This is a genomic window from Citrifermentans bremense R1 (assembly GCF_000426865.1).
Lineage (GTDB): Bacteria > Desulfobacterota > Desulfuromonadia > Geobacterales > Geobacteraceae > Geomonas > Geomonas bremensis.
The window spans coordinates 26,097-46,917 of the sequence record NZ_AUGE01000026.1; the positions used below are offsets into that span (position 1 = coordinate 26,097).

Consider the following 20,821-nt stretch of genomic DNA (forward strand, 5'->3'; position numbering starts at 1 on the left):
TACTACCCAGAACCTGATAAAAGTAACGTGGTAACTAAACCGTTACCACGTTACTTCCGTGTAACGACTATGCAGCCGTAACCAGTAACGCCAGAACTACAGCTAAAACGGCAACTCTTCCCCGGCTTCGGGTGCGTTACCTATGTTACTCCGCCACTGAGTGCTAGGCGTGGGGTGTGCCCGAACCGCAAAAGGGTTGATGCTCGGATCATACGTCCATTCGACTGAGAGTGGTGCTGATTCAAAGGGGTCTGGAGCATTCTCGATGCCCTCTGTATGTTCCCCATCATCGAAAAGTGATGGAAGTACATGGTAGCATTTCGTCGGGTTGATGCCGGGAAAACGCCGCGTAATGTACGGATTGCCGCTTGCACTGACTTCCAGATACCCCTGTTCAGCGAGGTAACGTGACATGGTCTTGGCGTTGCATCCGGTGCAGATCTCTTTTGTCCATGCCCCCGGCAAAACAAAATATTCGAAAGCGCCGCTTTCTTTGTCCAAGCTTCTGAATCCTGCACGGTTGTTGATTGGTCGTGCATCGGGCAACCAGTCAAGATCCACGAAACGGCTTTCCCCGTGCTGCTCAAGAAAATGTCGTACTTTGGCCCTCATTTTCTCGTGTTCGCTCTGGTCGGTTCCGTCTCGGCCACTGAGCCAGGCTTGCAGACAGGTTGTCACACTCCTGGCTGCTTCGCCTTGCTTCCACCCGGTTATACCGAGCTTGGTGGCCAATTCTCCCGCAGCAGCGACCAGGGAGAACCTCTCGGCAACGCGGTAAACCTGTCCCCCGGCACCTTCCAAGTGAAGGTCATCCATGAAGTCTTTCTGCTTGGCCTTGACCTGCGCTTCTAGGTTGCACGAGGACGTATCGCTAAGCTTCTCAAGCCATGCGGCCAGCGGTGTGCCATGGTTAGCCGCCGCGTTCTGTTTCAGCGCATCGGCAAACCTGCTTGGTAGCTCCATACCGTGAATATCCTCGAAAATCCCCATACCCTTACCGGCATCGGCCGGGACATCCGCGAGCCGGGTCTCTTGGCCAGCCATGGACTCCTTGCCGGCAGAGGCCATGTGCGTCGATAGCGAAATCTCACCGGCTGACAGGAATAGAAGCCGCCAGGCGGCTTTTTCCTTAATGCCACAAGATTTCGTCGCACGCGCCTTTCCGCTGCCGTTGGCGAGCATGTACACGACCTCCCCGGCGATCCGTGGATCAACTTGGGCTAATTCGTCGAGCACTAGGAACCCGTCGTTGTGCAGTGCGGCGACGGCTTCCAGTCCGTTCGCGGTTCCGCGCCACCGTTGCAGGTATTTGGGGCTGCCGCAAACGCTACCTGCAACGTACAGTGCCGTCGTTTTACCGGAGCTGCTGCCACCGCACAGATTGAATCCGCCAGATTCTGCCCCGACAGAATGGAGCAGGGGGCCAGCAAAAGCGGCACTAGCTGCGAAAACTAGCCGGGAGTTGCCTACGCACAGCCTACCAACATTTTCCTGCCAGCCAGTGAGGCTCCCTTTCTCTTGAAATGCGTGGCTACTGCCGTGACTTGACTGATAGATGACCAGCTCGTCGGATTTCCCAAATGACTTCTCCGGCAGCACGTAAAGTCCGGTGTCATGCCATCCAATTCGGTCGGTGCACCTTGCCATAGAACAGGCGGCAGGGCGAAACTCCTGGATGTAGCTGGACAGAAGCCTCCTGTGCTGTGGGTTCGTCGTTATCGTAAGGCCACCAGAGAGAAGCTGACGGATGCACTCATCGCCGCCGCTGCTCAGGATAGCCATCGGGATAGATAGCCGATGCAGATGGCCATCAGGGTCGGAGAAGGCAAGCAGCCTTCCCCAATTTTCTTGATCAGTGTCTCGTGTGTAAGCGACTATTTCCAGCGGGGAACTCAGCCAGACTGGTTCCGGCGACTCTCCGTTTTTCTTTGCCGGGGGCACGAAGAAAACGCCCTTTACTGCCGAGAAAATGTATTGCCCCTGGGTTACTGAATCAGGTGCTGGTTTAATCTCAAGAATCTCTGCCACGTTACTTTCCTCCCGAAAATTGTGAATTAAGCCAGTCGGTTATGTCTTCGGGACGATACCGAATTGACCTGCCGATACGGACATAGGCAGGACCTGTGCCAACGGCTCTCCCATTGCGTAACCAACTGACGCTCATTTCCAGTAAGAATGCTGTTTCACGCTCATCCAAAAGTTTTTTCATTTTGTTTTCTCCCGTACTTCGAAGTACACCAGGTAACCTGGTGTCACTTGGGGAGATATTTTGTCCTGCAAGAAAACAGTAAAACCAGCGCGGTACTGGCCGCCCGTTGGGGGCAAACTGTGCTGCTGCCGGAAAAATGGCACGCCACTTTCTGCTGCCCTGGCCGATAGCGCCGCCGTCAGCACTATCCGCGCCATTTTCTTGCCGTGCGCGCCATTCTATCGTTACTGGCATGTAGTTCCGCTCTCGCTCTGTCAGCATTCGCTGACAAAGCGAGAGCGGGCATGGTTACTGCTAATACAGAGTGTGAGCGCAACGGAGGAGACGCAATGACAACTGAGCTACTTTATGAACTGGCTGAGGTTCGTGGCCGCCGACAAACAACCAAGCGCCAACGGCGGTACAAGAGCCGACTTGACCAGTTTCGGGCCGAGCTTGTGGCGCTCAGAAGCGCAGGCGCCACCATTGGCGACCTGGTGGCGTGGCTGCGCATTCACCGCTGCCGGGTCGCAGGCAGCACCGTCTGGCGTTATCTCCGCAAATTGTCCGAAATGAGGAGGGGTGATGCCAAGCTTTCGTAACCCAAAAGCTCAAGCGGAGCATGCCATTCGGCAGAAACTGGCAATCGGATCGTCACGCCACGATAACCGTGAAGACGGCATGGTGCATAGCCTCGGTACTGCCAGGACTTACGCTGAAACGCTCGGCACCTTTGCAAGCTGGCTCAGGAATGAGCAACTTGGCGATCTGCGCACAGTTGGCCAGGAAGTAGCGCAGCGTTACCTCGCGCACAGGTCTGAAGAGGTTGGCCAGCAACAGCTTGATAAAGACCGGCAAGCCATCCAGGTTCACTTAGGACAGCAACTCCCGCGCGTAAAGAGCGAGGTCGAGACACTGAAGTCGGCAACTCGCTACACAAACGAGCAGATACAGATGATTCGTGAGCATCAGTCTCCGCGTCATGCGTTGGCAACGGAACTTGTCCAGCGCTGCGGCCTACGAAGCCACGAGCTATTGACCCTGCGGCCAGCTATTGCGCAACCTCGCAGCACCCACCGCGAGTGGCGTAGTGATATTCATGCCGGGCAGGATGGCCCCGTGTACACGGTTGTTGGGAAGGGGGGGCTTTGTCGTGAGGTGGTAATCCCAGATTTGGACTTAGCAGCGCGTCTTGAGGCCGTGCGATTGCCTGCGGCGGTCAAAGTCAGAGACAGGGGGATTCGATACGAAAGCTACTATGCAATAGGAGGGCAAGCGTGGTCTGCCTCGTTTTCAGCCGCGAGCCGTCGTGCTCTCGGATGGTCGGATGGTGGCCACCATGTCAGAGGCTGCTGGGCGAGGGATCGAGTGGCTGCCCTGCAAGAGATGGGATATAGCATTGCCGACGCAAAGGAGATATGCAGCCAAAATCTCGGTCATTTCAGGCCCGATGTTCTTGAATACTACTTGTAAAGGAGATAAACGTTTTTCTTGCGTAAGGTCGTATTGTCATAACATGGAAGGAAACTTTGTTCAGGATCTGTCGTGGGCGACGATCTTGGAGGCGTGAACAGTGCCAGCCTCGCGGGAGCGAATGGGTGCGAATCGGGGAGGCAGACCAAACCCCGCCGTCAAGGGACGGAATGGATCTAACGAGGCTTAACCGGCCGCAACAGCGGCATAGTACATAGGTTCCACGTCCCTGAAGCTGCCAGGGACGCCCACAGCATCATGCCGCCGCCCTGGACGCGGGGCTGCAAGCAGCAGCGGCAGGATGTCGGGAAAAACGGAGGCGCAGGGTAACCCCCTGCGTTTTCTGTTTGTACGGAGCCCTTTGGCGCTACTCGGTGCCTGAATTAGCTTGTCAGGGCCCCTTGGCTTACGTTAAATTGCAGAGACCAGCATGGGATGTGCTTAATAGCCTGCTTGCGCCCCAGCAGGATACAGGCCAGGCAGGGATTCTGTTGACTAAGGTGAATTATGCAGAAGCATCAAAGAGAGATTGTTTCCAGGCTTGAGGCGAACTCATTGGGAGAGGCGCGGAGTAAAATCTTTTCAGGTGAGTATGGTGATATTGGCAGCCCAAATTATCTGACCGCCATTGCGTGGCTGAACAGTAAGGAGTCACAAGCAAGGGAAAAGCAGGATGCGGAGGTCATGGATATCTCAAGGAAAGCCCTGCAGGCCTCTAGCAACGCTAACAGAATAGCACTGGCGGCGATAGTCATAAGTTTATTGACAGCAATAGCTATTGCTGGCCTCCAGGTTTACTTCAAATAAAGTCCACCAACTACGGCAGACAGTCTGCGCGAAAACCCTGCACCATGCCACACTCGGCTCATTTCAAAACAAGTGCCCCCGGAGGGGCATATTGAGGAGCGATAATGGGATTCCTTCAAAACCATGCGATCAAAAAGTCATGCAAAGGGTTGGCAAGAGAGCTGTTAAATCATGTAACCAGCTATAGCTCTCAATTGCCTGAGAGTAAAAAAACCAATTTCGACCAAATAATCTTACTTGGCCTTGAAAACTTTGTTGATGATTTTCGCGCATTTCCCGGTGTTAATATGGATCTGAAAGCGATCAAGTATTCCAATTGGCGTGACTTGTATCACTCCATATTGCTCCTGGGAGTACATGCTGACCTGTCATATGATTCATCTATCGGTACAGATGAACATAACAAGTTGATTATTGAAATTGGACAACAAGTCTTTGATGCATGGGTGGATTCACTACGTAGGTACGTGTAATATGGATCGGAAAGGCATGGCTTGCTGACCTTTAGAAGCTGGGACAGCGAGCCACAGCCAAAGGAAAGCAGCTTACGGCAAAGACACAGCCGATGTGCTCCCCGTGCTTAGTGAAAGGCTTCCCCTGAAACTTCCCCTAGAGGGCTGGAAATCTTGCGAAACATGTGATACATTAACCTTGAAATTATTGCGTTTTTTGTCGCAATCCCTAAAATCGTCGTCCTCATAACCCGAAGGTCACAGGTTCAAATCCTGTCCCCGCAACCAAAAGAAAATCAGGGACTTGCAAAGTATTTGCAAGTCCCTTTTTTCATGTCTGTACCCTTTTTTGTACCCCGTCCCGGGGCAAGGGGTTGCTGGCCTGTACAAATGGACTTGCGGAGGATCTTTATGGCAAGGCTGAAGAAGCGGGGCAGGGCCTACTACGCCCAGTATTACGAAAACGGCAAACAGAAAAGGGCGAATCTGCATACGGAGTCCCTTCAGGTCGCGAAGGAGAAGCTGCGCCAGATCGAGTCGGCGCAATTTCGCGAAGAGGAGATGTGAACCGGCGTGGAACTTTGACCCGGCATCGGCGTCCAAGGTTGACCCGTCTAATGGTCCCAGACGCTTAAAATTAGATAGTTAGAAGTTGAGGTGGGTCACTGTTGGGCGCCGATGGTGGGTCAATATTCAAATCTGATCTACACCACCATGGCCTGGCAGGGGTTCATCGCCCCCAATGTGAATTTTTCCGAACCGGACGAATTCTCCGCCCAGCTGAACATCGTCGCCGAGACGATCCCCCGTGCGCCTGAGCACGTACTGTGCAACTCTGCCGGCTTCGGCGGTACCAACTCCTGCCTGGTGTTGAGGTTCGCCGATTGAGGTACGACTTCGCCGTTATCGGTGCCGGCGTCTCCGGCATCACCTCCGCCCTCATCCTGGCAAAACACGGCCGCTCCGTGGCGCTTCTGGAAAAGGCGCCCCGCACGGCGCCCCTTCTGCGCGGTTTCTCGCGCCAGGGCGTGCAGTTCGACACCGGCTTCCACTACACCGGCGGAAATCGTGGAACTGATTAACAGCTCCCTCGCCGAGGAGTTCGAATACGACGTCGCGGCCATGACGCCGGAGACCACCCTCTTCGAGGAGATGGGGCTCGATAGCCTGGACGTTGTGGACCTGGTGAGACGCCCAGTAGGTGACCGCCCGCGACACATCCCGGCGCGCCGGGGGCGGAGCCTGCTGGACGATCCGGATGCTGCTCCTGAACCTGACCTTCTACCCGCTGATGATCCTCTGGACCGCCGTCGGGATAGTCGCGTCCGCGATCTGCCTCATCCTCTGGAAGCTCACCACCGGCTGGGACCTCGGGCGGATCACGCGGCACCTGATGTCTACCAAGCGTGTACCACGGGCACTGTTATTTCTTTCTGCCTCGGATGGATTTCTCTATCGCATTGTCGTGCTGGTGTTCAAGGCGATAGGCAAGCTGCGCCCGGGTCAATCCGAGCATTCTCGCTGCAGCGGAAAGATTTCCTTTTGCCTTTTCCACGGCGGCATTTGCCAGGATATTGTTGGCCTGTTCCATGGTTATTTTGCCGCTCAGGATGGTGTCGCAGAAGTTTTCACCGCTCGCCACTTGGTGGGCGGATAGACCTCCTTCTTGGTCCAGCGCAAACTCGCTTTGGTCGTCGTTTCTGTAGGAAGGAAACATATTGTTTATGGTTATGTGGGTGCCGTTTGGCGCAAGCATCACGCCGCGTTCCACGACATTTTGTAGTTCACGAATGTTGCCGGGCCATTGATAGGCGAGCAGGGCCAGCTTTGCCTTGTCTGAGAATCCGCGCAGCTTCTTGCCATTGATGGCAGAGTATTTCTTGAGGAAGTGCTTGGCGAGGAGCAAAATATCCAACTTGCGCTCCCTGAGCGATGGAATGTGAATCTGCAACGCATTGAGTCGGTAATACAGGTCGGTCCGGAATTTGCCTGCTTCAACCAGGTTGCGCAGATCAATATTGGTTGCGGCTACCAGTCTGACGTTAACCTTGTGCGTTTTTGTCCCACCAAGACGCTCGACCTCTCCCTCCTGCAACACCCTGAGGAGCTTTGCCTGTGCTGAAAGAGGCAGATCTCCCACCTCGTCGAGAAACAAGGTGCCGCCGTCGGCCCGCTCAAAGCGCCCGGGGCGGGATATATGGGCGCCGGTAAAGGCGCCTTTTTCCACTCCGAACAGTTCGGATTCGACCAGATCATGGGGTATGGCTGCACAGTTTATGGCAATGAAGGATTCGGCGCTCCGTGCCCCCTTCTCATGGAGCATTCGGGCAAAGACCTCCTTGCCAACCCCTGTTTCGCCCAGGAGCAGCACGGTAATCTGGCTGTCCACCGCTTGCATCAATAATTCGTAAGCAGCAATAAAAGCAGGCGAATTGCCCAACACATCGGCAGGTAATTTTTTTTCACCCATTGCGGAACGTAGGTGGACCACCTGATTTTGCAGGCCGAGGATCTGATCGGTAATGGATTCCTGGTTCACCATGAGGGAGAAGTCACTGGCATCATCCCATTCTTCGATTGGTTTCCCTACAAGGTAACAGTGGTTCGAACCAGCAGCAAAGCATTTCACTTCCCGGCAAAGAACCGGCTTGCCCATAAAAGCCGAGCAATAGCCACTCGAATAGCCATGCAAAAACCAACACACCCCTTCGCTGGCCTCGCCATAATGACGCAGGTATGCCTGACTCTCCCAGGAGTTTTCCAAGAGCGCCTCCACGTAAAACCTGCCGGTTTTACGGTCGATTTCCAGTTTGGGAATGGTAGTTTTAGCGTTGCCCTCCAGGGTGAACAGGAGTGGCCCGGTCATGAAGTTTTCAAAGTCATTCCCTCCCCCCTTGCTGATATGGGTGAGCTCGTAATCGCTTATCCCCGTCGCATACCCGAAACGCATGATCATCCCCCGCGCACGGCCCACGCCGAGGGTTTCGATTAACTCACGGCGCAATTTCGCATGAGAAACCACATGCACAAGTAGCATACGCTGTTCGTGCAGCCAGATCTCACCGGATCCACTGGTAAAGCGCAACTGCGAACGAAGACTGCTGACTGCATCATCACTGGCAGAGGTTTGCTTTGCGATCTTATGCTTTTTCACTGCAGTGCCTTTCCTGCTGCATGATTTTCCAACATTGTTTTACATATACCATATCCGTGCAAATTGCAATTCATTCAACGGGCCATCCATTCGATGGTTTTAGGTTGAATCTCCATATAAAGCTTCGGAGCTGCCGTGCTGCATGGTTTTTTGCCGATGACAAAAAGTGTTTAATTATTTTCTGAAATACTGGGACTATTGAAGTTGTATTGAGAAAATAAGCAAACTTTCCTACCGCCATTTCCCCCCTCTTTCAGGTGTATTCGACGGGATATATGCATTGATCTTTTCTCCTGACAATGTAGCAAACATTATTTTACAACAAAAATATTTTTGTAATACCTTGTTTTTTAAGTTGTTATTTTTAGTTTGCGGATGTGTTGTCTCTTGGTGTTTACGTAGGTGGCAAAACTGGTGGAACATTGTTTTGGCATGTCTTCTGCTAATGGACTGGTCAGGAAGTGGTTACCGGCAACACCAGAGTCTCCGACCGCCAAGGAGGTGCACCATGCGCACGCCACTCATCACCGAGATACAAAGATTCTGCTTACATGACGGCCCGGGCATCAGAACTACCATCTTTGTCAAGGGATGCCCTCTCCATTGCCCTTGGTGCCACAACCCGGAGAACATCCAAGTTAAACAGGAATTTTATTTTCATGCAAACAAGTGCAGGGGGTGCGGACAGTGCGTGGGCGCATGTCCATCGGGTGCCTGCACTCTGGACCATGGCGACGGTAAGGGTACGAGAAGGGAGGCAACGCATTGCACCTCATGCCTGCAGTGTGTATCTGCCTGCCGGTTTGGCGCCCTGGAAGTAGTGGGCAAGGCCATTTCCCTGGACAGTATTCTCCAGGAGGCGGTGTCGGATCGGATCTTTTACCAAAATAGCGGGGGCGGGGTCACGATCAGTGGCGGAGAACCCTTGCTGCATCCCGAATTTACCCACGATCTAGCTTACAGACTCAAAGTCCAGGAAAACCTCCACGTGGCCATACAGACCTCGCTGTTTGCCGAATGGGAGGCAATTGCCCCACTCTTGAATCATGTGGATCTTTTCATCGTCGACATCAAATCCCTGGACCCTGAGAGGCATCGGCAGGTCATCGGCGGTTCCCTGCAGACGATCTTGACAAACCTGGACCTGCTTCTGAAAGCGGGAGCGCAGGTACGGATTCATCTGCCGATCATCCCGGGCATCAACGATACCGATCTGGATTTTGAGCTTTATGCGGCATATCTGGGGCAGTTCGCGGACGGTCTGATAGGTGTCGACATCCTTCCCTATCACTCCTATGCAACGGAGAAATACAGGCAACTGGGGCGCAACTATCAGTTCTTGGGGATTCCCGATCTTTCGAGCCAGCAGGTCGCTCCCCTGGCTCATGCCCTCAGGCTGCAAGGCATCAGAGAAATAACCCTCGGCGGTATGGGGGGCTCGACGGCAGCAGGTAAATCTGGCGGCTACAAACCCTTGGAGCAAAGGCGAGACCCGCTGCCACGCCCGGTTCATCTGCCGCAGGGAAAGGGGGTGGTTGTCACGCAACTATGATAGCGATGTGTTCCGACAATCCGCAGAATGCCAAACTATGTACATAAAGGAGATTCAACATGACCACTTGTAAGAATTGCTCATTCTATTTTGCCGTTCCCGAAGATGCAGGGGACTTTGAAGCGGGCAAAGGGGACTGCGTTTTGGAAAGGGAGGACGCAAAGGGGAAATACTGGCTGTCCAAGCCGACCAAGAACGATTCCGCATCATGCAAGGCATTCAAGAAAGCATAACACATGACCCCAAAGGAGGTTATTCATGTCCACGGTTGCGGCATCGATTAAGTACAACGGTAAGGTTGTTGATTTCCCACTGGCGAATCCAGCTGAAAATGAGATAGCGGACGAAGTACTGCATGAGAACCTTGCCCGCCCCACTACCGAGAGAACCAAAAGACTCAAGGCACGCTGCCGCTGGAAGCATGCCGCGGCCGGAGAATTTGTCGATGCGGAGGTTCGGGCCGGCATCGAGAGAATGCGCTACATAACTGAAGCCCACAAGGCAAGCGCAGGGCAGCCGGAGGTAATCAGAAGGGCGCTGGGGCTTGCCAATATTTTGAATAAGAGCACGCTGGTTCTGCAGCAGGACGAATTCATCATCGGGTACCATGCCGAAGATCCTGAAATGTTCCCTCTCTATCCTGAACTCGCCTATATGGCGGTGCAGGACTACCTGATGAGTGACTACTCTCCCCAGCCAAAAGATGAAGCTGCGGAGATCAACGAATACTGGAAAAAATACAGCATGCAGGCCAAGGGGGAGCGTTACTTCACCCAGGAAGAACTCCTCCAGATGTACCAGGTGAGCACCATGGAAGCTCCCGGTTTCGCCACCGGATACAACAGCATCAGCCCCCCTTACGAGACGGTGCTGCAAGACGGGCTGCTGAAACGCATCGAGTCGGCCAAAGAAAAGATCGAGCATGCCAAAAAGGAAATGCAAAAGATTCCCTGGAATGCGACTACCGGGCTTGATTGGATAGCGAGGATCGATGTCTGGAAGGCAATGATCATCGCCGATGAAGCCGTGATCAACTGGGCCAGGCGCCATGCCCGCCTGGCGAAGATTGTTGCGGAGAATTTCGAGACAAACCCTGCCAGAAAGGAAGAACTGCTGGAGATTGCAGAGATAAGTCAGCGCGTCCCGGCAGAGCCGTGCAAAGGCTTAAAGGATGCGTTCCAGTCCAAATGGTATACCTACCTGATCTGCCATGCCATTGACCGCTATGCCAGCGGTTACGCCCAAAAAGAAGACGAAATGCTGGAGCCTTATTACAACATAAGCGTCAAGGAGAAATCCTTCCAGCCCATGACCCACACCGACGTGGTCGAGATGGTCGAGATGGAGCGGCTGAAGATCTCGGAACATGGCGCAGGAAAATCCCGGGCATACCGTGAAATATTCCCCGGTTCCAATGACCTGTTCATTCTGACCATTGGCGGCACCAAGCCCGGCTATGTGGATGCCTGCAGTGATATGACCGACGCCATTCTCGAAGGAGCACGGAACATAAGGACCACGGAACCCTCCATCGTCTTCAGGTGGCACCCGGTCGGCAGGGAAAAAACCAAACGCCTCGTTTTCGAATGTATCCGCGATGGTCTGGGGTACCCATCTATCAAGCATGACGTCATCGGTACGGAGCAGTTGAAGTATTACAGCCAGTTCAGCAAAAACAGCAATGGCGCAACTGATGAAGAGGCCCATTACTGGGGCTTGGTGTTGTGCATGTCTCCTGGTGTCTGCGGCAGGCGCAAAACCCATAAGACCAGGTCCGAAGGGGGGGGGTCGATCTTCCCGGCGAAGATGATGGAAATCGTCCTGGCCGACGGGTTCGACTGGTCCTATTCGGGCATGCAATTGGGGCCCCACACCGGCGACCCAACCACCTTCAAGACCTTCGAACTGCTGTGGGAAGCCTTCAGAACCCAGTACGCCTATGCGATCAGCAAGGTGATTCGCGCGAAGGACATCATGCGGTATTTCGAATCCAAATTCCTGCAGATGCCGTTCGTCTCCAGCATCGATGACGGCTGCATGGAACTGGGCGTAGATGCCATGGAGCTTTCCGAACAGCCCAACGGCTGGCATAACCCGATCACCACGGTCGTTGCCGCCAACTCCCTGGTTGCCGTCAAAAAACTGATTTACGACGAGAAAAAATACACCATGGCCCAACTCGTCACTGCTCTCCATGCAAACTGGCACGGTTACGAGGACATGCGCCAGGATTTCCTCAACGCGCCCAAATGGGGCAATGACGACGATTACGCCGACGCCATCATCAAGGATTTTTATGAGGACATCATTGGCGGCGAGATGGCAAAAATCACCAATTACTCCGGCGGACCCGTACTCCCCGTAGGCCAGGCAGTCGGCCTGTACATGGAGATCGGCTCGCGGACCGGCCCGACTCCCGATGGACGTTTCGGTGGCGACGCCGGTGACGACGGGGGTATCTCGCCGTACATGGGGACCGACAAGAAAGGTCCCACCGCCGTATTGAAGTCGGTTTCGAAGGTGCAGAAAAACCAGAAAGCCAACTTGCTCAATCAGAGGCTTTCCGTGCCGATCATGCGCAGCGTGCATGGTTTTAACATCTGGAAATCCTATATGGACGCCTGGGAGCAGCTCAATATCGATCATGTCCAGTTCAACTGCGTCAGCACGGCGGAGATGAAGGCCGCGCAAAAGGAACCGGAGAAACACCAGGACCTGATCGTCAGGGTTTCAGGGTTCAGTGCTCGCTTCGTCGATATACCCACCTATGGCCAGAACACCATCATCGCCAGAAATGAACAGGCCTTCGGTGCCGATGATCTGCAGTACCTGAATACGCAACTCTAACCATTCATCCCCTGGAGACATTCCTAGCGGGATGTCTCCAGGTCTCGAGATAGGAGGAACAATGAGCGCTACAGGCAATGAAAAGATGATGCATGCAGAACCGGGGACGAAGAAGCCGTGCCAAATATGCAAATGGCAGATAGCAGACCCCACCAACCCGCTGCGGGGGCAGTGCACCGTCAACAGAAATACGCTGGGCGGCGTCTGGAAACGATGGGTAACGGACGTAAACGGGATGACCTGCGCCAAGCATGAAGTCGGCAAGCTAAGCTTCAGAGAACATGTGTGACACAGGCCAGACGGAATGACCTGCGCAATCCGGTCCACCCGCATTGATGACATCCGTTATGACATGGCAGGAACAAGGCGGTACCGATGATCGGTACCGCCCATCACCTTTACCTGAAGATCACCCCGAGGGCCCATCGTATGTCAGCCAGTAAACAGAACAATTTATCGGTACCCCAGGAAGACCCTTTTTTTTACGTAAGCAAGGACCTGGCAGATACCTTCCAAAAAATCCACCAGTTATCGCAAAAAAAACCGGTGAACGTGCTGATCTCCGGCAGGCAGGGATGTGGAAAGTCTTCCCTGGTAAGGCAGTATGCCGCCATCTACCAGCGCCCTTTATCGACGTTCCAGGTGGGCATACTTTCCGAGCCAGGCCAGCTGTTCGGCGAATACGCGCTGGAAGCCGGCGAGACCAAATACAAACAGTTTCTGTTCCCTGAAGCGATCCAGACCCCCAACTGTGTTATTCACCTGGAAGAGATCAATCGGCCGGAGCACCCGAAGGCCTTGAATATGCTTTTCTCCCTTTTGTCCGACAGCCGAGAGGTCTGGCTGGAAGAGCTGGGGCAGGTAAACGTGGCGGAAGGGGTGGTGTTCTTTGCCACCTTGAATGAAGGGGACGACTTTGTCGGAACCGAACTTCTCGATGCCGCCCTGCGCGATCGTTTTTACTTTTTGCTGATGGATTATCTGCCGAACGAGGTGGAAAAAGAGGTGCTGGTAAAAAAATCCGGCATCACCGCTGAGCAGGCAGACGACATCATCTCCGCCCTTAACTTCCTGAGAGGCCACTCAGATCTCCGCATCGACGTATCGATCAGAACTGCCCTCATGATCGGCGATATGATGGCCGTCGGCGCAAGCCTGCGGCAGGCCTTGGCCGTCAGCCTTCAGACCAGCCAGGAGGCGCTGGAGTCAGTGCTTATCGGCCTCCATGTCAAAAAGGGGTACACCGAGGGGGTCAGTAATGAATACGTCCTGTTCGACCACGCCTGGCAACAGCACAGCAGAGAATAGCGATGATTCCTTCTGAAAAAGAGCATCGGGACGTTAGGGGTCCGAAAAGTTTCCTGATAGCCGGTGAAAACGGCTTTTCCGAATACTGGCGCAGGGACAAATCGCCTGTTGAGATACTGGAACTCGCGAAATTGCTGCGCGGCATCAGAAAGATGGTTTCTCTAGTCGGCAGGAACAGCGGCAGCGTGGTCTGGGAAGGTATGCCCATTACCCAGCCCGACAGCATCGAACTTGACCCCTCACCGATCATGGGACGCTATCCGATCCCGGCAGTTCAGGCGGACATTGCCATAGGGCTCGCCATCAGAAGAGCCTACCTGAAGACGGAATGGAGCGGCCATGTCCTGAAGCTGGCCCAGACAAAACTCCAACTGCCTCCCATGTACGCATACAAATTTCATCTCTACCTGGATATTGCAGAAAAGGTGTATGCGGATCTCGTTGCCAACAGGAACATTCTCGGCAGGTATGCGGCAAAGGCCCGGGAGTGGGAAACTGCCAAGGCGGCAAAACAGTTCATAAGCCCCCCCTCATTCAGCGAACTGCTGCATATCTGGTGGCGGATCGCCGCCGATGCGGAGCATGAAAGCTACAAGCAACCGTACGAGGATCGTTCCGTGGTGGAAATGGCTGGAAGGACCTCGGCGAGCCAGCCCTATGCCAAGCCGATCGCGCTGCTCAACTCCATTGTGGAAGATTTGATCATACGCTGCGCCGCTTTGCCAAGCGTGACGGAACGCTGTGAATACCGGTTGAACCGGTATGCCTCGATATTCAACCAGTTGCTTGAAATGGTCAAATTCTGGCCGGCCGACAGGAAGGACCCTTTTCTGCTTTCCGCGGATCTCACGGAAGACATGGCACGGGAAGACCAGGACCTGGACGCAGTCAAGGCGGCCCTGCTGAGTTATGCGGACGAGATCGAACGGACCATGGAGACGAAGCGCGTGGATTTTACCGAGCAGGTACGATTGCTCGTGGCCAATTTTGGCGATGTGGTCCGCGTGGAAGGCAATGATATCGTCATGCCGGCGAAGAAAAATATAGATAACGCTCTCCTCTACAAGCTGAAAACAATGCTCCAACTGGCTGCCCAGCGAAACACCTCCTTCAGCAGAGGGCTCGATTCGGGCAGGATCGATCGCACGCGCTTGTATCGGGCGCCGACAACTGGTTCTATTTTCAACCTGAAAAAAGCGAAGTTCGAATTGCACAACGATATTGTGCTTCTTGTTGACTGCACTGGTTCCATGGCGGAACCAACGAAATGGTCAAAGGCGGAACTCATCTACCAAACGCTCTTTACCGCCATCCATGATTACAACGCCAATGCCCGCATCTTTGCCTACAACGAACGAAGTGAGACCTGCCGAATCACGGAAATTTACAAGCAAGGCCAATTCTTTTCCGTCATGCCCCATGGCAGGACCGCTTCCGGTGAGGCCATAATCGCCACCGCCATAAGCCTCAAGCCCGGCGCCCGTAAGCCATTCATCATCCATGTCACCGATGGGGCCTCGAACTGGGGGTGCGGGGTGCGGGACGCCATCGCGTACTGCAGGAAAAAGAAGATCAACCTGCTGACTCTTGGGCTTGAATGTGACCCCATGAGCAAGACTGCCCTGTCGGAAGAATATGGTGAACTGATCCAGTTTGTTCAAACGATAGAGCAGCTTCCCAAGCTCTTAAAAAAGCTTCTTGCACCCAGGTGAAGAAGAATTGGCGATCAAGGTTGGCAGTGACTAACAACAAGGTTCACTAAGGTGACAAAAATGAAATTGAAGACAGTAACTCCCTGCATCCTGGCAATGGTCGCCATCATGGCGCCGACTTCGCTGCAAATGGCGTATGCAACGGATGTGTTTCGGTTCGAGGGGGTTGGTCCCGTTTCGCGTGGCATGGGTGGGGCCGCAACGGCATTTGATGTTGGCGCAGCGGGGATGATGACCAATCCGGCAACCCTGTCACTAATGAACTCCGGTTCCGAAATCCACCTGGGCCTTGATTTCGTCATGACCGATATTTCAGCCGAAAACAAGACAACAGGGGAAAAGGCTTCGTCCGACTCCCACGCCCATAACCGTGGCCCATATGCCGCGCCCGAAGCAGCATTTGTCTATCGCGCCGCCCCGCTGACCCTTGGTTTTGGTGCCTTCGCCCAAGGTGGACTGGGCACGGAGTACGGAAGGGACACCTTTCTCTCCCGTGCTTCCGGTAACCTCAACACGGGGCTTGAAAATTCCAGTCGTCTGCTGGTTTTGAACATCCCCTTCGCAGTCAGCTACGATGTCAGCGAAAAACTGACTATAGGAGCCGCTCTCGATGCAATGTGGGAAGGCCTGAACCTGGAATTGCTGATGCCGGCAGAAGATGTTGGCGCCCTTATCCAGGGGGGGCGCGTTACGGGCAGTTTGCTTCCGGTCCTGGGAGGGCTTCCCGACTTACGCGGCGCTCATTTCAGCATGACCAAAGATCATCCCCTTGCCAGTGGCATAGATGCATGGGGGGTCGGCGCTCGGGTCGGGGCGGTCTACAGATTGTCCAAGGACACCATCGCAGGAGCCGCGTACACCATGGAAAGCCAGATAGCCGACATGGAAGGCAACGCCACCATGACTGCGGTCGACGGAAGTGCGGGACAGATTCCGCTCAGGGGCAAGATAAAGTTGCGCGGCTTGCAGATGCCGGCCCATCTGGGTATTGGCGTGAGTCAACGGATCAACGAACACTGGCTGGTGGCTGCAGATATCTCTCGCGTTTTTTGGGAGAGTGCCGTGAAAGACCTGAAGGTCTCTTTCTTGGCCGATGACGGTAAGACCATCGATATCCGATTACCGCAGAACTACAAGGATCAGATGATATATTCCTTTGGTGTGGCGTACCGGACGGGGCCATGGACGTTACGTACCGGTGGGCGCATTGCCAACCAGGCTATGCGCTCCGATACAGTGATCGCGGTCATCCCGGCCATTCCTACCAAGCATGCATCGGCAGGATTCTCGTATGATTTTTCCACGGCGAGCACGGTAGATTTTGCCTATTCCCACGCATTTGAGGAATCCATCGACAGTCCGACGACACGGCTTGTGCATTCACAGGACAACTTCAGCATTGCCTATACCTACAGATTTTAAAAAGCCTGATGGTTGCCAAACGGCACCCGGGATCGGGATGAATCCGTCAGTCCGTTGGGACAAGACCGTTGATGTGGTTGTCATAGGCTATGGTGGCGCCGGTGCGACGGCTGCCATTGCGGCCCACGATGCCGGCGCCGCCACACTGGTACTGGAAAGCGCCTCTGAAGGGGGAGGCAACACCCTGGCCTCTTTCGGCGGGTTCGTCGGCCATGACGACCCCAGCAAGGCGCTTGCCTATTTTACGGCCCTCTTCAAGGCTTCCCATTCGGAGCGGGATGAGCAGTTGTTGCGGGTTTTTGTCGAAGAATCGGCAAAAACGCCGGACTGGCTCAGATCTTTGGACCGTGACGTTGCCTTGCAAAGCTACGGCGGCGCCAGCTATCCCCAGGTTGCCGGCGCCGAGGCCATAAAGAGATATGTGATCAAGGGGAAAAACAAAGGGGCGACGGCCTTTGCCCAGCATCTGTGGCGCCTCTTATCTTCCGCCGTCGAGCAGCAGCGGCACATCCCGGTTCTCCGCCAAACACCGGCACAACGCCTGGTTACGGGGCGTAACGGTGACGTCGTCGGCGTCATCGCCAAGGTCAACTGGCAGGATCTGGCCATTCAGGCCAAGCGCGGCGTGATCCTCGCCAGCGGCGGCTACGAGTTCGACCAGGCAACCCTCAAAAGCAGCGTCAAGGGAAGCCCACTGCATTCCCTGGGGCACCCCGGCAACCGGGGGGATGGGGTGCGCATGGCACAAAAGGTCGGTGCTGCCCTGTGGCATATGAACGGTGTCTCCTGTGCCTTTGGGCTCAAGGTGCCCGCCTTTGCCCCGGCGCTGATGATGTCCATCGGCAATGTCGGGCAGATCTTCGTCGACAGAAACGGCAACCGTTTTGTCAACGAGGGCGCCATCGAACGCCATGCCGCACTGTTGGCCGTGGATTTCTTCGACAGCCAGGCCCTTTCCTACCCCCGCATCCCTTTTTACCTGATCTTCGACGAAAAGACTCGTAAGCGGGCGCCCCTGTCCCGCTCGGCCGGTCTCGGTTCTGCCGGCAGTTCCTACACCTGGAGCAAAGACAATCAGAAGGAGATTGACAACGGCTGGATCAGCAAGGCCGACACCGTGGCAGAGCTGGCCCGGAAACTTGGGATCCCGGATGCGAATCTGAGCGACACCGTTGGGGGGTGGAATGCAGCGGTGCTTGCGGGACACGACGGGCATTTCGGTCGCGAGATGCCGGAGGATGCAGCGTCGGCCAGGATCGACACCGGACCGTTTTATGGCGTGGAGATTCATCCTGCCCTGATCAACACCCAGGGGGGACCCCGGCGCAATGAACGGGCACAGATCGTCGACCCCTTCGGCAAGCCGATACCGGGATTGTATGGAGCCGGTGAACTTGGCTCCCTGTGGGGATTACTCTATCAGGGTGGCGGCAATATTGCCGAATGTCTGGCCTTTGGCAGGATCGCCGGGGCTAATGCGGCAGCAGGCAGGTGAAAAGCCGCAGAGTGCGCTTTGTCGGGCGATCTGCGGCTTTTCACCTTTTTTCGTGCCGTCAGTAAGAGCCTACATCATCAGTGCAGGCGGGCGAGCACCGCTGCGGCCACGTTGTTCATCAGCACGCGCCCCAGGGCCTGATTCCTTTCCGATATCTCCCGCAGCATCACGCCGTTGATATCAACTACCTTGACCGGCTTGGTTGCCCGGGCAGATGAGGTGTATTGGTATGGCTTGATCAATGATGAAACGCCGAAGATCCCCCCGGGGACGATGGAACAGACCGGGGCATCCGCAGTGAATCCCGCTCCGCTGCCGCTGTAGAACAGTTCCACTCCCCCTTCCAGGAGGAGCATCAGGTTATTGGCAGTGGTATGTTCCTTGAAGATGATGCTACCCGTGGGAAAGGATTTTTCTTCGCCAATGGTGGCGATATCCGTGAGTTGTTGGTTGGTCAGTGAAGCGAAGAATCGATAGGCCCGCAAGCGTTCTGGTGAAATCATCGCTGTTTCTCCTTTGCACCCGTGCACGCGGTCTGCCCATGCTGCCGCTTTGGTTAGGGTGCGCATCCTGCCGTCGGCAGGGACTTATCTCAGGCAGGCTCCACCCTCAGGTACGACTGGCCATCTTCCGAACGTGCCAGGCGAATTTTCATCCCTCCGGGAAAGGTTATTTCCGTAGGGAAAAGCTCATCGTTACTGGTGTACTCCAATGGGGCGCTCTGTTCCTTTTTCATGATCGAACCGTCCTTTCCCACCCTCTGGTGGCGGTGACTGGTGCCGCCGACTGTGTTCCCCAAGGCATCGTAGGGTACCGCAGCTGGCAGCAGTTGTTCCGTACCTGCTAGCCGGCGAAGAGACTTCTCCCGCCACAGACATAGAAGACCTGTCCGGTTATGAACGAGGCCTCGTCATCCAGGAAAAAGAGGACCGCGTTGGCGATGTCTTCGTCCTCGCCGATCTTGCCCATGGGCTGCTTGGCAAGAAAGCCGTTCCGGTTCTTTTCCGGCAGCTCGTCCCACATGGGGGTATGGATGAGGCCGGGGGCGATGCAGTTGACCGTTACCCCCTTGCGCCCAAGTTCCAGGGCCAGGGTCCTGGTCAGCCCAACCAGGCCGGCCTTGGCAGAGGAGTAGGGTGCCTGCCCCGCACCTCCGAGCCATGCCCTGGAGGCGATATTGACAATCCGCCCGCCTCCTCTTTCGATCATGTAGCCATGCACCGCCTGGCTGCAGAGAAAGGCCCCCTTGAGGTTGACGTTCACCGTCAAATCCCAGTCCGTCTCACTGAGATTTCTCAGGGCCCCGGCCCTCTCCATCCCCGCATTATTGACCAGAATGTCCAGGGAGCCGAACCTTTCCACTGCTGTCTTCACCATCTCCTGAACGGCGGAGGTCTTGCAGATGTCGGCAACCACGCCCATCACCTCAAACCCCTGCGCCGAAAATTCCTGAACCGTCTGATCGACTTTTCCCGGGACGATATCGTTGATGACGATCTTCGCCCCCCGTTCCGCAAGTCGCTGGGCGGTTTTCTTGCCCATGCCGCTTGCCGATCCGGTTATCAAAGCCACTTTGCCTTGTAAGCCTGCCATGATCTTCCTCCCTGTGACATCCGCAACTAAGCGGACATTGACGAATAGATACTCTTCCCGCCGCAGACGATAAGGTTCTGCCCCGTAACATAGCCGCTCTGGCCGGAAGCAAGGTACGCAGCGGCATAGGCTATATCCTCCGGCTTGCCCAGTCGCTGCACCGGCAACTGCGCAGCGCCTCTCTCCTCCTGTTCAGGGGAGAGGGGAGAATCCGCCGACTTGATGTCCCCCTTCAGGATTTGGTTTACGGTGATCCCGTCTTGGGCCAGCTCAAGGGCAAAGGAACGGGTCAGGCCGAAGATGGCTGCCTTTGCGGTGCTGTAGTTGGCCTGCCTCGATGTCCCGAGGTAGTCAAGGCTGCCGATGTTGACAATCCGGCCATATTGCTGACTTTTCATCACCGGGATCACATTCAGGGAAAAAGAGACCAGCGGGGAGATGTTTTCCTTCAGGGAGCGCTCCCAGGTCTCCATGGTGCCTTCAGTGATCGGGACACCGTCCCTGTGGTCGATAGCGTTGACCAGGATGTCGATCGAACCATGTTTATTGACAACCCTTCCTACTGCTTTCTTGACGGCGCTCGAATCTGCACCGTCAACGGCGATAACCTCCGCCGCACCCCCCCCCGCCGCCGCCACCAGGGCGAAGACCGTGTCCAGACGCTGCCGATCCCCATCGATCAGGACGACCTTCGCCCCGAGCTTGGCGAACCGGACGCTGATCGCTCCGCCAATATCGTTTGCCGCGCCAACTATCAGTGCTGTTCTGTCTTTCATGACTGCATCTCCTTACTGTTGCTGAGGATTAATTGATCATAC

At 55.1% G+C, this 20,821-nt stretch carries 22 protein-coding genes and 1 pseudogene; 16 read left to right on the forward strand and 7 right to left on the reverse strand.

Annotation, left to right across the window (positions count from 1 at the left end; genetic code table 11):
* Positions 1-102: 102 nt before the first annotated feature.
* A complete protein-coding gene (locus tag K419_RS22145) occupies positions 103-2,028 on the reverse strand; it encodes a DUF927 domain-containing protein (protein ID WP_051293057.1) in 1,926 nt (641 codons plus the stop codon).
* Position 2,029: 1 nt separating this feature from the next.
* Positions 2,030-2,443, reverse strand: coding sequence for a helix-turn-helix transcriptional regulator (locus K419_RS23870; RefSeq protein WP_198013118.1), 414 nt, complete (start codon positions 2,441-2,443; stop codon positions 2,030-2,032).
* Between the two features lie 95 nt (positions 2,444-2,538).
* Here K419_RS23870 and K419_RS0114740 point away from each other — a divergent pair, with 95 nt between their 5' ends.
* The 8 genes and pseudogenes from K419_RS0114740 to K419_RS23190 all read left to right on the forward strand — a co-directional run.
* Positions 2,539-2,790: a hypothetical protein gene (locus tag K419_RS0114740; RefSeq protein ID WP_026842260.1), complete on the forward strand. Its 252-nt coding sequence runs from the start codon at positions 2,539-2,541 to the stop codon at positions 2,788-2,790.
* Complete coding sequence (locus K419_RS0114745) at positions 2,774-3,661, forward strand: hypothetical protein (protein ID WP_026842261.1); 888 nt, start codon at positions 2,774-2,776, stop codon at positions 3,659-3,661. The genes K419_RS0114740 and K419_RS0114745 overlap by 17 nt, the downstream gene beginning before the upstream one ends.
* Before the next feature lie 507 nt (positions 3,662-4,168).
* Entirely contained in the window at positions 4,169-4,468 is a 300-nt protein-coding gene (locus tag K419_RS0114750; protein ID WP_026842262.1) for a hypothetical protein, read from the forward strand.
* A 104-nt stretch (positions 4,469-4,572) separates the two neighbouring features.
* The gene (locus tag K419_RS0114755; RefSeq protein WP_026842263.1) at positions 4,573-4,941 is read left to right on the forward strand and encodes a hypothetical protein; all 369 of its coding nucleotides are present in this window, start codon (positions 4,573-4,575) and stop codon (positions 4,939-4,941) included.
* 390 nt (positions 4,942-5,331) lie between these two features.
* On the forward strand, positions 5,332-5,487 hold the full coding sequence (locus K419_RS23600; RefSeq protein ID WP_156912218.1) for a hypothetical protein: 156 nt from the start codon (positions 5,332-5,334) through the stop codon (positions 5,485-5,487).
* Positions 5,488-5,577: 90 nt separating this feature from the next.
* Positions 5,578-5,808, forward strand: a complete 231-nt coding sequence (locus K419_RS0114765) for a hypothetical protein (protein WP_198013119.1) — start codon at positions 5,578-5,580, stop codon at positions 5,806-5,808.
* Positions 5,805-6,002, forward strand: coding sequence for an FAD-dependent oxidoreductase (locus K419_RS0114770; RefSeq protein WP_026842265.1), 198 nt, complete (start codon positions 5,805-5,807; stop codon positions 6,000-6,002). The genes K419_RS0114765 and K419_RS0114770 overlap by 4 nt, the downstream gene beginning before the upstream one ends.
* Positions 5,989-6,102, forward strand: a pseudogene (locus tag K419_RS23190) (phosphopantetheine-binding protein); the annotation flags it as partial. The gene K419_RS0114770 and the pseudogene K419_RS23190, both read left to right, overlap by 14 nt.
* A gap of 99 nt (positions 6,103-6,201) precedes the next feature.
* Here K419_RS23190 and K419_RS24290 read toward each other — a convergent pair.
* Positions 6,202-6,324, reverse strand: coding sequence for a hypothetical protein (locus K419_RS24290; protein WP_264175616.1), 123 nt, complete (start codon positions 6,322-6,324; stop codon positions 6,202-6,204).
* Positions 6,325-6,343: 19 nt separating this feature from the next.
* Positions 6,344-8,074: a sigma-54-dependent Fis family transcriptional regulator gene (locus tag K419_RS0114780; RefSeq protein ID WP_026842266.1), complete on the reverse strand. Its 1,731-nt coding sequence runs from the start codon at positions 8,072-8,074 to the stop codon at positions 6,344-6,346.
* 508 nt (positions 8,075-8,582) lie between these two features.
* Here K419_RS0114780 and K419_RS0114785 point away from each other — a divergent pair.
* The 8 genes from K419_RS0114785 to K419_RS0114820 all read left to right on the forward strand — a co-directional run bounded on the left by K419_RS0114785 (position 8,583) and on the right by K419_RS0114820 (position 18,410).
* Positions 8,583-9,626, forward strand: coding sequence for a glycyl-radical enzyme activating protein (locus K419_RS0114785; protein ID WP_026842267.1), 1,044 nt, complete (start codon positions 8,583-8,585; stop codon positions 9,624-9,626).
* A gap of 59 nt (positions 9,627-9,685) precedes the next feature.
* Complete coding sequence (locus tag K419_RS0114790) at positions 9,686-9,859, forward strand: benzylsuccinate synthase gamma subunit family protein (protein WP_026842268.1); 174 nt, start codon at positions 9,686-9,688, stop codon at positions 9,857-9,859.
* A 25-nt stretch (positions 9,860-9,884) separates the two neighbouring features.
* Positions 9,885-12,473 carry a pyruvate formate lyase family protein gene (locus tag K419_RS0114795; RefSeq protein WP_026842269.1) on the forward strand — a complete coding sequence of 863 codons (2,589 nt, stop codon included), beginning with the start codon at positions 9,885-9,887 and terminating at the stop codon, positions 12,471-12,473.
* 61 nt (positions 12,474-12,534) lie between these two features.
* Positions 12,535-12,762, forward strand: coding sequence for a benzylsuccinate synthase beta subunit family protein (locus tag K419_RS0114800; protein WP_026842270.1), 228 nt, complete (start codon positions 12,535-12,537; stop codon positions 12,760-12,762).
* Between the two features lie 86 nt (positions 12,763-12,848).
* On the forward strand, positions 12,849-13,781 hold the full coding sequence (locus K419_RS0114805) for an AAA family ATPase (protein ID WP_226377706.1): 933 nt from the start codon (positions 12,849-12,851) through the stop codon (positions 13,779-13,781).
* Positions 13,782-13,783: 2 nt separating this feature from the next.
* On the forward strand, positions 13,784-15,493 hold the full coding sequence (locus K419_RS0114810) for a vWA domain-containing protein (RefSeq protein ID WP_026842272.1): 1,710 nt from the start codon (positions 13,784-13,786) through the stop codon (positions 15,491-15,493).
* Positions 15,494-15,553: 60 nt separating this feature from the next.
* Complete coding sequence (locus K419_RS0114815; protein WP_026842273.1) at positions 15,554-16,915, forward strand: OmpP1/FadL family transporter; 1,362 nt, start codon at positions 15,554-15,556, stop codon at positions 16,913-16,915.
* 37 nt (positions 16,916-16,952) lie between these two features.
* The gene (locus K419_RS0114820; protein ID WP_026842274.1) at positions 16,953-18,410 is read left to right on the forward strand and encodes an FAD-dependent oxidoreductase; all 1,458 of its coding nucleotides are present in this window, start codon (positions 16,953-16,955) and stop codon (positions 18,408-18,410) included.
* 77 nt (positions 18,411-18,487) lie between these two features.
* Here K419_RS0114820 and K419_RS0114825 read toward each other — a convergent pair whose 3' ends face one another.
* The 3 genes from K419_RS0114825 to K419_RS0114840 form a co-directional block, all read right to left on the reverse strand.
* Complete coding sequence (locus K419_RS0114825) at positions 18,488-18,913, reverse strand: cyclic nucleotide-binding domain-containing protein (RefSeq protein ID WP_026842275.1); 426 nt, start codon at positions 18,911-18,913, stop codon at positions 18,488-18,490.
* A gap of 340 nt (positions 18,914-19,253) precedes the next feature.
* On the reverse strand, positions 19,254-20,003 hold the full coding sequence (locus K419_RS0114835) for an SDR family NAD(P)-dependent oxidoreductase (protein ID WP_026842276.1): 750 nt from the start codon (positions 20,001-20,003) through the stop codon (positions 19,254-19,256).
* Between the two features lie 26 nt (positions 20,004-20,029).
* Complete coding sequence (locus K419_RS0114840; protein ID WP_026842277.1) at positions 20,030-20,779, reverse strand: SDR family NAD(P)-dependent oxidoreductase; 750 nt, start codon at positions 20,777-20,779, stop codon at positions 20,030-20,032.
* Between the last annotated feature and the right edge of the window lie 42 nt (positions 20,780-20,821).

Coding starts and splice junctions, on each gene's coding strand:
- K419_RS23870 (WP_198013118.1), bottom strand. CDS start 2,443: ATGCCAGTAACGATAGAATGGCGCGCACGGCAAGAAAATGGCGCGGAT.
- K419_RS0114740 (WP_026842260.1), top strand. CDS start 2,539: ATGACAACTGAGCTACTTTATGAACTGGCTGAGGTTCGTGGCCGCCGA.
- K419_RS0114745 (WP_026842261.1), top strand. CDS start 2,774: ATGCCAAGCTTTCGTAACCCAAAAGCTCAAGCGGAGCATGCCATTCGG.
- K419_RS0114750 (WP_026842262.1), top strand. CDS start 4,169: ATGCAGAAGCATCAAAGAGAGATTGTTTCCAGGCTTGAGGCGAACTCA.
- K419_RS0114755 (WP_026842263.1), top strand. CDS start 4,573: ATGGGATTCCTTCAAAACCATGCGATCAAAAAGTCATGCAAAGGGTTG.
- K419_RS23600 (WP_156912218.1), top strand. CDS start 5,332: ATGGCAAGGCTGAAGAAGCGGGGCAGGGCCTACTACGCCCAGTATTAC.
- K419_RS0114785 (WP_026842267.1), top strand. CDS start 8,583: ATGCGCACGCCACTCATCACCGAGATACAAAGATTCTGCTTACATGAC.
- K419_RS0114790 (WP_026842268.1), top strand. CDS start 9,686: ATGACCACTTGTAAGAATTGCTCATTCTATTTTGCCGTTCCCGAAGAT.
- K419_RS0114795 (WP_026842269.1), top strand. CDS start 9,885: ATGTCCACGGTTGCGGCATCGATTAAGTACAACGGTAAGGTTGTTGAT.
- K419_RS0114800 (WP_026842270.1), top strand. CDS start 12,535: ATGAGCGCTACAGGCAATGAAAAGATGATGCATGCAGAACCGGGGACG.
- K419_RS0114805 (WP_226377706.1), top strand. CDS start 12,849: ATGATCGGTACCGCCCATCACCTTTACCTGAAGATCACCCCGAGGGCC.
- K419_RS0114810 (WP_026842272.1), top strand. CDS start 13,784: ATGATTCCTTCTGAAAAAGAGCATCGGGACGTTAGGGGTCCGAAAAGT.
- K419_RS0114815 (WP_026842273.1), top strand. CDS start 15,554: ATGAAATTGAAGACAGTAACTCCCTGCATCCTGGCAATGGTCGCCATC.
- K419_RS0114820 (WP_026842274.1), top strand. CDS start 16,953: ATGAATCCGTCAGTCCGTTGGGACAAGACCGTTGATGTGGTTGTCATA.
- K419_RS0114825 (WP_026842275.1), bottom strand. CDS start 18,913: ATGATTTCACCAGAACGCTTGCGGGCCTATCGATTCTTCGCTTCACTG.
- K419_RS0114835 (WP_026842276.1), bottom strand. CDS start 20,003: ATGGCAGGCTTACAAGGCAAAGTGGCTTTGATAACCGGATCGGCAAGC.
- K419_RS0114840 (WP_026842277.1), bottom strand. CDS start 20,779: ATGAAAGACAGAACAGCACTGATAGTTGGCGCGGCAAACGATATTGGC.